The sequence below is a fragment of the Streptomyces sedi genome (assembly GCF_006335015.1).
GTDB classification, from domain to species: Bacteria; Actinomycetota; Actinomycetes; order Streptomycetales; family Streptomycetaceae; genus Streptomyces; species Streptomyces sedi.
Genome location: NZ_VDGT01000027.1, coordinates 66,165 through 73,184 on the forward strand (window position 1 = coordinate 66,165; position 7,020 = coordinate 73,184).

The window sequence follows — 7,020 nt, forward strand, 5'->3', positions numbered from 1 at the left end:
TGGTCAGCGCTTGGCCATGTCCAGGAAACTGGACCAAGCCGATGCCGACACGCTGAGAATAGGACCTTCAGTGACCTTGGAATCACGAACGGGCACCGCTCCCGGAATATCATCTCGAACTTCCAGGCAGGCTCCGCCCTGGTTCCCGCTATAAGAGGACCTTCGCCACGGAGAGTCAGTCTTCGTCATCACTGTGTATTCCCTTTGCGATCTTCTTCAAAAGTCGAATGGATGCCTTCGGGCTCAGCGCATCCGCCCGGAGAAGGTCAGCCGCTCGCGCTGCGAAGGCTACAGGGTCAGGGGCCTCGCTCATCTGCCCACCCATAGCGGTGTCCGAGTAAACAATCTCCCTGCCGTCCCGCAGTCGCAACCGAATAAACGGCTCGGTCGCTGCGGGAGCCCCCGCCTCGTAGGGCAAGACCTGGATGGCCACATTGGGCATTTGTGCCATTTCAGTCAGATGAAGCAACTGATCCCGCATGCCCCCACTTCCGCCGATATGGCTGTGTAGAGCGGATTCCTGAATGACAGCCCAAAATGCTGGAGGTGTCTCGTTTGTCAAAATCTCCTTTCGTGTCATGCGGGCCTCAGTTCGTTCTTCTACCCGCTCTTCGGGCTGTTCCGGGGCGCCAGCCCGGAACATTGCCCTTGCGTAGTCCGGGGTTTGGAGCAAGCCAGGGAGTGTCCACACTGAGTAGTCGAAGATCTCTACGGCCTTCTGTTCCAGCTTGGCGAACGGCGCGAACCAGCTCGGGTGGCCTCGTTTGACAAGTCGCTCCCTCAGTCTCTCAATCGCGCCGTTGGTGCCCAACGCGAGATCGCAACCCATGGCGAACTTCTCAGACGGGATGATGGTCCCAGCCTCAACCTTCGAGACGTACGACTCCGAGTAGCCGGTGGCCTTCCCCAGTTGGGACTGCGTCAGCTTGCGCCCCTCACGCGCCACCTTCACCTCCCGGCCGAGGTATTCGAGATCATTCAAGCTCTCCCTGCCACCTTCATCCGAAGGCCGATTCACCTGGTGTTTTTGCACTCTCGCTCCCGTCTCTAGCTGTCTAGAGCTTGATTCTGAGGGGTTCTCCCCCGTTCAAGTGCCCTCAAATCTGCTTCTCTGTGAGTCCCGCACTCCAACGACTCAGGGAGCTGCCGTGACCGATCCGACGTTCCTTCATCCCGTTCCCGTGGGTCAGCGTGAGGCTGATCCTGACGACACCGATCCGGAGCGAACCGTGGCAGAGCTGGTGCGCGCCCTGGCCGTTCACGGCGTCAGCCTTCCGTCGCTGGGGCTGGATGGTTCCTCGATGTATCAGCCGTTCGTGCCGCCGTTGATCGAGCTGGGGCGTGTCACCGAGGAGACCGCGCGCAAGATCATTCAAGCGTTGGCGCCCCGGACTCCGCAGTGAACAGGTCAGACTCCCCCGCAAAGCTGGAGGCGGGAACGTTTGTCCGACACGGCGGTTCGGGTGGGGAAGGCCATGGTGGTCGGGGGGACCTCGGTCACCCTGCGTCCCCGGGGCGGCGGTGTGGAGTGGACGGCGCCCATCGAAGGTGTGGAATCCCTGCGTCCTCCGCCGGGGGAGAGCGGCGACCACCGTTGAACAGGGCGTCGGCGGCTCCCCGCGTCGGGGAGTATCGGGCCACCTCTATCGATAGGAGGGCAAGCTGATGATGGTTCACCTGCGTAGCAACGAGATTGACCTGAATTATGACCAGGGGGATCCCCTGTATCTGGTTGCCGAACTCGAAAAGGCCGTGCGTCGCCATGGCGTGACGTTGACCGATGTCGGTGTCGATTCGAGGTACATGGACATGTACCTTTCCTCAACCGACAACATCGTCGTTGAGCTGGGTGGCTGTCGGGGAGACGGACTCCGGAGGCTCATCAAGGCTCTCAACGCGGCTCCGGTGGAGGGTGAACCGGATGGCGAGGAGGTTGTTCGGGCCGGTTGAGTCCGACCAGCAGACGGCCACCTGAGTCGGAGGCTTCCCGTGCGCGCACGGTGCGACACAGGTGGCGACCGCCCCTGCACCGGTCTGCCCAGTCTCGGTGCAGGGGCGGTTTTCCCCTTCCAAGGCTATGCACCGTCTGCTCGGTGTACTGCCGACGTGTCAGAAGCGCATTCTGAAGGTATGTTCCTCGGTCCTGATTCCTCAGCCCCCGACACCGTCTCGACGCGATGCCCGCCCGTCCTTCCCGGCGCGCGGGCGGTTACCTGTAGCGGCCACCAGGAGTCACCACGCCCCTCCGGTTGAGGCGTGGGGACGCGTCAACCTGCGAGTTGGCGGCAGGAGCACTACCTCCGACCCGGCCTGCACCAGGCCGACCTGGACCGGTTCTGGTTGCTGCGCCACCAGACGGCCACCACGCTCCTCGACTACCTCGAAGGAGTCGAGACCGCGCTGGCACAGGCGACTCGCTCCGCCGCCCCGCCCCGCTGACGGCGGTCCGGCATCCGCCTCGCCGATCCAGGCGGGGTACCTCTCCACACTCCGGGAGGCCACGATGAACGCCCCGACCCGACCCCGTTCCGCACCGTGGACGGTCTGCGCGGGCCGGTCACCGACGGGCAGATCCGCGCAGTCACCGGCGGCCTCGCCACCACGCACCAGCTCGCCGCCGACCACCTCGGCCCCGCGCCGTTCGGCTGACCGCCCCCGACCGGGACGCGACCGCATGACGGTCCGCTGCCGCCGCAACCACCCCACACCCTCGGTGCTCTCGTGGAACCGCCGCCCGCCGTCGAGATCCTCATCGACCCGGGGGACGACCATCCGCCTCACCTCGTGGACGAACTGCGCGCGCCTGGAGGCCGTCGCCCTGCCGTACACCCCGACCGAACTCGACGCCATCCGCGCCTCCATGCCCCTCCTTCACCGCTACGGCGCTCCCCGCGCGGAGTTCGGCGAGTGGGCGCTGATCTTCCGCGATCACTTCCTCGAACACAGCATGGGCTTCGTGCTCGCCATGGAGAGCGCGGAGATACCCGCCGAGTGGATCCACGTCCTCGACAAGGGCGACCGCACCCACAACCGTGACCGAGTACGCGCGACGTTCCTCCAACGAGGTAAGGGCGTCGGCCTGTTGGACAACACGGCCATCAACGCGCCGGCCGACCACGGCGCCGCGCTGGCCGAGGCGGAGGCCTCCGTCGAGGCGTTCATCGGTGCCGCCCACGCCGCCGGGCGCCGGGTGCTCGCGGTCGACGGCGGCGGCCTCCTCGCACGCGGCCACGGCCACGACTCGGCACGTCAGCGCCGCCTTGCAACTCACGGTCTCCGGCATCAAGTGCATCGCCGACGTCGCTCCCCTCGGCATCCCCGTGCTGAACATGGCCCGCTCGCGGGTGAAGACGCAACTGGGCTGCCGGGAGATCGCCGACTCCTGCCTCCGTCGACTGCGCGCCCTCCTTCCCGACCGCAAGTGCATCGGCCGGCCGGTGCTTCTCCTCGGCTACGGCACGCTCGGCTCGCGCCTCGCTCCGGCGCTGCGCACCCTGGATTGCCTCCTGACCATGGTCGACACCGACCTGCCCACGCTGATCGACGCCGCCGAAGCGGGCTACACCACCTACCGCACCGCCGGCGAGGCACTGCGTGCGACCAGACCGTTCCTCGTCATCGGCACGGCGGGGGAGGAAGCGTTGACGGAGGAGGACCTCCGGCACCTGGACGACGGCGCGCTGCTGGCGCCCTTCGCCACCCGCGACTTCTCGCTCCTCTCGTCCCTCGGCGAGAACGCCGCCGACCGCACCGAGATCCAGGGCGTCGGCACGCGCCTCCGGCTTCCGAACGGACGCCACGCCACGCTCCTGGGCGACGGGCGGAGCCTGAACCTGTTCGAGGCCGACTCCATCCCCAACCAGGGTTACGACGCCTACCGGGCCGGCACCCTCATCGCGGCGGCGCACCTGTGCGCGCACCACCGCACCCTCCCGCCCGGCCTGCACACCGCCCCCGCCGACCAGGCCATCGCCGACGCCGGACTGTTCCAGGCGTACTTCGAGCTGCATCTCGCCCCGCCCGGCCCCGGGCCCGGCCACCCGGACACGGCCGAGACGCGTCCAGCCGGGACGCGCGAACGGCCGCCCGTGGCCCACGCCTGCGTGGTCGGCTACGGCGTCGCCGGCCGCCTGCACACCGCGATCCTCGAAGACCTCGGCGTCCGGCTGACGATCACCGACCCGCACCGCCGGGACCTGCCCGAGCGCCACCGCGGATTCACCGCCCACGTCGACGAGTTACCCGCCGGCGTGGTCGACGGCATCGACCTCTGGTCCGTCTGCACACCGACCGCCGACCACCTCCCCCTCCCCGTAGTGCGCGCGATCCTGGCCCGTCGGCCCGACGCCCGGGTCCTGTTGGAGAAACCCGCCTGCCGCGCTGAGGAGATCGACGTCTTCGCCGACCTCCTCACCCGCCATCCCCGGGCGCGCGTCGTGGTCAACGACCAGTACCGGCACTCCGCGGCCCTGCCCGCGCTCTCCGACCTCAGGGACCGGCTGGCACCGGACACCCCGATCGACAGGGTGGCCGTCACCTTCACCAAGGAGCGACGCGGCGACATCGACGCCGGCCGGTTCGTCGACCGCGATTACGGCGTGCTCGGCTACGAATGGCCGCACATGCTCGCCGTCCTCGACGGCGTCCTCCCCACCCCGCTGATGCGGGACTACGTCGCCAGCGACCCCGCGTCCAGCCAGCTGTGGGCCACCTACGACCCGGAGCTGTTCGTCACCGCGCTCACCGAACGCACCTCCGTCAAGCGGCACGACGGCGGGTCACTCCCCGTCGACCTGGCGTCCTCCATCCTCGGGGCCCAACATTCTGCTGGGCCAGGCGCCCGAAGCACGCACCCCCTGGCGCCGCGACAGGCGGCCCGCCGACGACCGCCACCGCCACCTCACCGTCAGCGCCGGCTCCACGCACTTCACGGTCCACTTCGAGCCCGTCACCGCGCGGGGCGGCTGGCAGCTGGAGCGCAACCGACACCACCTCACCGTCGTCCGGGACGGCCAGCGCCTCCACGACGAGGTCATCCACGACTCCCCGCTGGAGACCTCCCTACGCCACGCCCTCGCACAACTCACCGCCCCCACCACGCCGCCACTTCCCGACCTCACCGGCCTCCGCCGCATCGCCGCCCTGGCGAACGCCCTGCGCGGCGGGGCGCCCGGCCCGCACGGTTCACCGCGCGAGCGGGCCTGCACGGCAGGTCCTCCTCGCTGAACGACGCGGGCCGGAACGGTGCGCTTCCAATAGCGCTTCGCCGTGGCTGCTGCCTGCCGTGCAAGTGGCAGTCGAGGGCCAGGCTGAGGGGAGGTAAGGGATCCACTGAGCCGCGGATGCTGCGAGTGCTGAGGACCGGCGGATCGGAGACCCGCCGGCTTCTCCAGACGGCTCGGTGCCGCCGTGACGATCACGGGAAAGGTCGCATGTGTCCTGTCGGGCTCATGGGCATGCCTCGGAAGGAAGGCTTTGGTAGAACTGGCCCGGTGCTGCCTCCGTGAAGTCTTGGTTGAGAATCTGGCAGATCTGTCTCACGGCTTCGTTCGGTTCAGGGAAATCCACGTTCCACAACCTCACTGTCCCGTTTCCGCCTTCCACGTCCGTACTACCGCTCACAAGGGCTGCGCCGTCGGGGCTGAAGGCCACAGACTCCACTCGGCCACCGTGTATCAGAGGTTCACCTCGCTGTTGTCCACTTCTCACGTCCCACAAGTGCACCTTGCCTTCCGCGTTTTCTATGCCGTCAGGGCTGGTGCTGCTGGCAAGGGTCTCGCCGTCGGGGCTGAAAGCCACCGAAGAAACCCCACCCTCGTGCGTGAAAGGGTCGCCGAGCGGTTGCCCACTTCTCAAGTCCCACAGGTGCACGGTACCGAAATCGGTGTTTCCGCTGGCGAGGGTCTTGCCGTCAGGGCTGAAAGCCACCGAGTCGACCGCGTCGTCGTGTGTGAGGGGTTCGCCGTGCGGTTGGCCGGTTCGTACGTTCCACAGTCTCACCGTGCTGTCGAGGCTGCCGCTGGCGAGGGTCTTGCCGTCGGGGCTGAAAGCCACCGAGGACACGCGCTCATCGTGCACGAGAGGCTCGCCCAGGGGTTGACGACTGGACACATCCCAAAAATGCACCACCCCTTCCACCCCTTCGAGGTCGGTGCCACCGCTGGCGAGGGTCTTGCCGTCAGGGCTGAAAGCCACCGAGTCGACCGCGTCGTCGTGTGTGAGGGGTTCGCCGTGCGGTTGGCCGGTTCGTACATTCCACAGTCTCACTGCGCCCGAGCTGCTCACGGTGGCGAGGATCTTGCCGTCAGGGCTGAACGCCAGGGATCTCACCCCGTTGCCGTTCACAAGAGGCGTGCCCCGCAGGTGATCGGTTGCCGCTCCCCATAACCGCACTGCACCCTCCACGCCATCGGGGCTGCTGCTGCCGCTGGCGAGGGTCTCGCCGTCAGGGCTGAACGCCACCGAAGTCAAACCATCGCCGTGCAGGCGAGGTTCGCCGTGTGGTTGGCCCGTCCGCACGTCCCACATCCGCACCAGGCCGTCCCAGCCAGCGCCTGCGAGGGAATCGCCACTCGGACTGAAGACGACGGACTCCACCGCTCCGCTCTGGAGAAAGGGGGCACCACGCAATTGTCCGCTCTTCGCGTCCCATAGCCGCACCGTGTTGTCGAGGCTGCCGCTGGCGAGGGTTTTGCCGTCGGGGCTGAATGCGACGGTTTCTACGCCGTTGTCGTGTGTGAGGGGTTCGCCGTGTGGTTGGCCGGTGGCTACGTCCCACATCCGCACCAGCCCTTCCCTGTCTTCGAGGGCCGTACTGCCGCTGGCGAGGGTTTTGCCGTCGGGGCTGAACGCCACGGATCCCACCCACCGGTCGTGTGTGAGGGGTTCGCCGTGTGGTTGGCCGGTGGCTACGTCCCAGAACTGCACTACGCCGGTGCCGTTGTCGAGGTTGCTGCCGCCGCTGGCGAGGGTTTTGCCGTCGGGGCTGAATGCGACGGTTTCCACGCCGTTGTCGTGTGT

The 7,020-nt window shown here is 67.5% G+C and carries 8 protein-coding genes; 4 read left to right on the forward strand and 4 right to left on the reverse strand.

The genetic code is table 11. The features are described 5' to 3' along the window. Positions 1-3 precede the first annotated feature (3 nt). Complete coding sequence (locus FH715_RS25970; RefSeq protein ID WP_139649573.1) at positions 4-189, reverse strand: DUF397 domain-containing protein; 186 nt, start codon at positions 187-189, stop codon at positions 4-6. Continuing rightward, entirely contained in the window at positions 176-982 is an 807-nt protein-coding gene (locus FH715_RS25975; protein ID WP_170184833.1) for a helix-turn-helix domain-containing protein, read from the reverse strand. The genes FH715_RS25970 and FH715_RS25975 overlap by 14 nt, the downstream gene beginning before the upstream one ends. Before the next feature lie 166 nt (positions 983-1,148). On the opposite strand from FH715_RS25975, the gene FH715_RS25980 reads away from it, so the two are divergent. The 3 genes from FH715_RS25980 (at position 1,149) to FH715_RS25990 (ending at position 2,439) form a co-directional block, all read left to right on the forward strand. Further along, the gene (locus tag FH715_RS25980) at positions 1,149-1,403 is read left to right on the forward strand and encodes a hypothetical protein (RefSeq protein ID WP_246108982.1); all 255 of its coding nucleotides are present in this window, start codon (positions 1,149-1,151) and stop codon (positions 1,401-1,403) included. Positions 1,404-1,665: 262 nt separating this feature from the next. Beyond that, positions 1,666-1,950: a hypothetical protein gene (locus tag FH715_RS25985; RefSeq protein WP_139649577.1), complete on the forward strand. Its 285-nt coding sequence runs from the start codon at positions 1,666-1,668 to the stop codon at positions 1,948-1,950. A 306-nt stretch (positions 1,951-2,256) separates the two neighbouring features. Next, positions 2,257-2,439: a hypothetical protein gene (locus tag FH715_RS25990; RefSeq protein ID WP_139649579.1), complete on the forward strand. Its 183-nt coding sequence runs from the start codon at positions 2,257-2,259 to the stop codon at positions 2,437-2,439. Between the two features lie 310 nt (positions 2,440-2,749). On the opposite strand, the gene FH715_RS29190 is transcribed toward FH715_RS25990, so the two are convergent. Further along, the gene (locus tag FH715_RS29190; protein WP_246108983.1) at positions 2,750-3,238 is read right to left on the reverse strand and encodes a hypothetical protein; all 489 of its coding nucleotides are present in this window, start codon (positions 3,236-3,238) and stop codon (positions 2,750-2,752) included. A gap of 22 nt (positions 3,239-3,260) precedes the next feature. On the opposite strand from FH715_RS29190, the gene FH715_RS25995 reads away from it, so the two are divergent. Further along, a complete protein-coding gene (locus FH715_RS25995) occupies positions 3,261-5,507 on the forward strand; it encodes a hypothetical protein (protein WP_246108984.1) in 2,247 nt (748 codons plus the stop codon). Here FH715_RS25995 and FH715_RS26000 read toward each other — a convergent pair. Beyond that, the coding region (locus tag FH715_RS26000) for a WD40 repeat domain-containing protein (RefSeq protein WP_211367775.1) at positions 5,449-7,020 on the reverse strand (1,572 nt) is incomplete at its 5' end. The two genes, FH715_RS25995 and FH715_RS26000, sit on opposite strands and share 59 nt — an antisense overlap.

Excerpts from the sequence above, each read along its gene's own strand:
- FH715_RS25970 (WP_139649573.1), bottom strand. The coding sequence starts at position 189 with ATGACGAAGACTGACTCTCCGTGGCGAAGGTCCTCTTATAGCGGGAAC.
- FH715_RS25985 (WP_139649577.1), top strand. The coding sequence starts at position 1,666 with ATGATGGTTCACCTGCGTAGCAACGAGATTGACCTGAATTATGACCAG.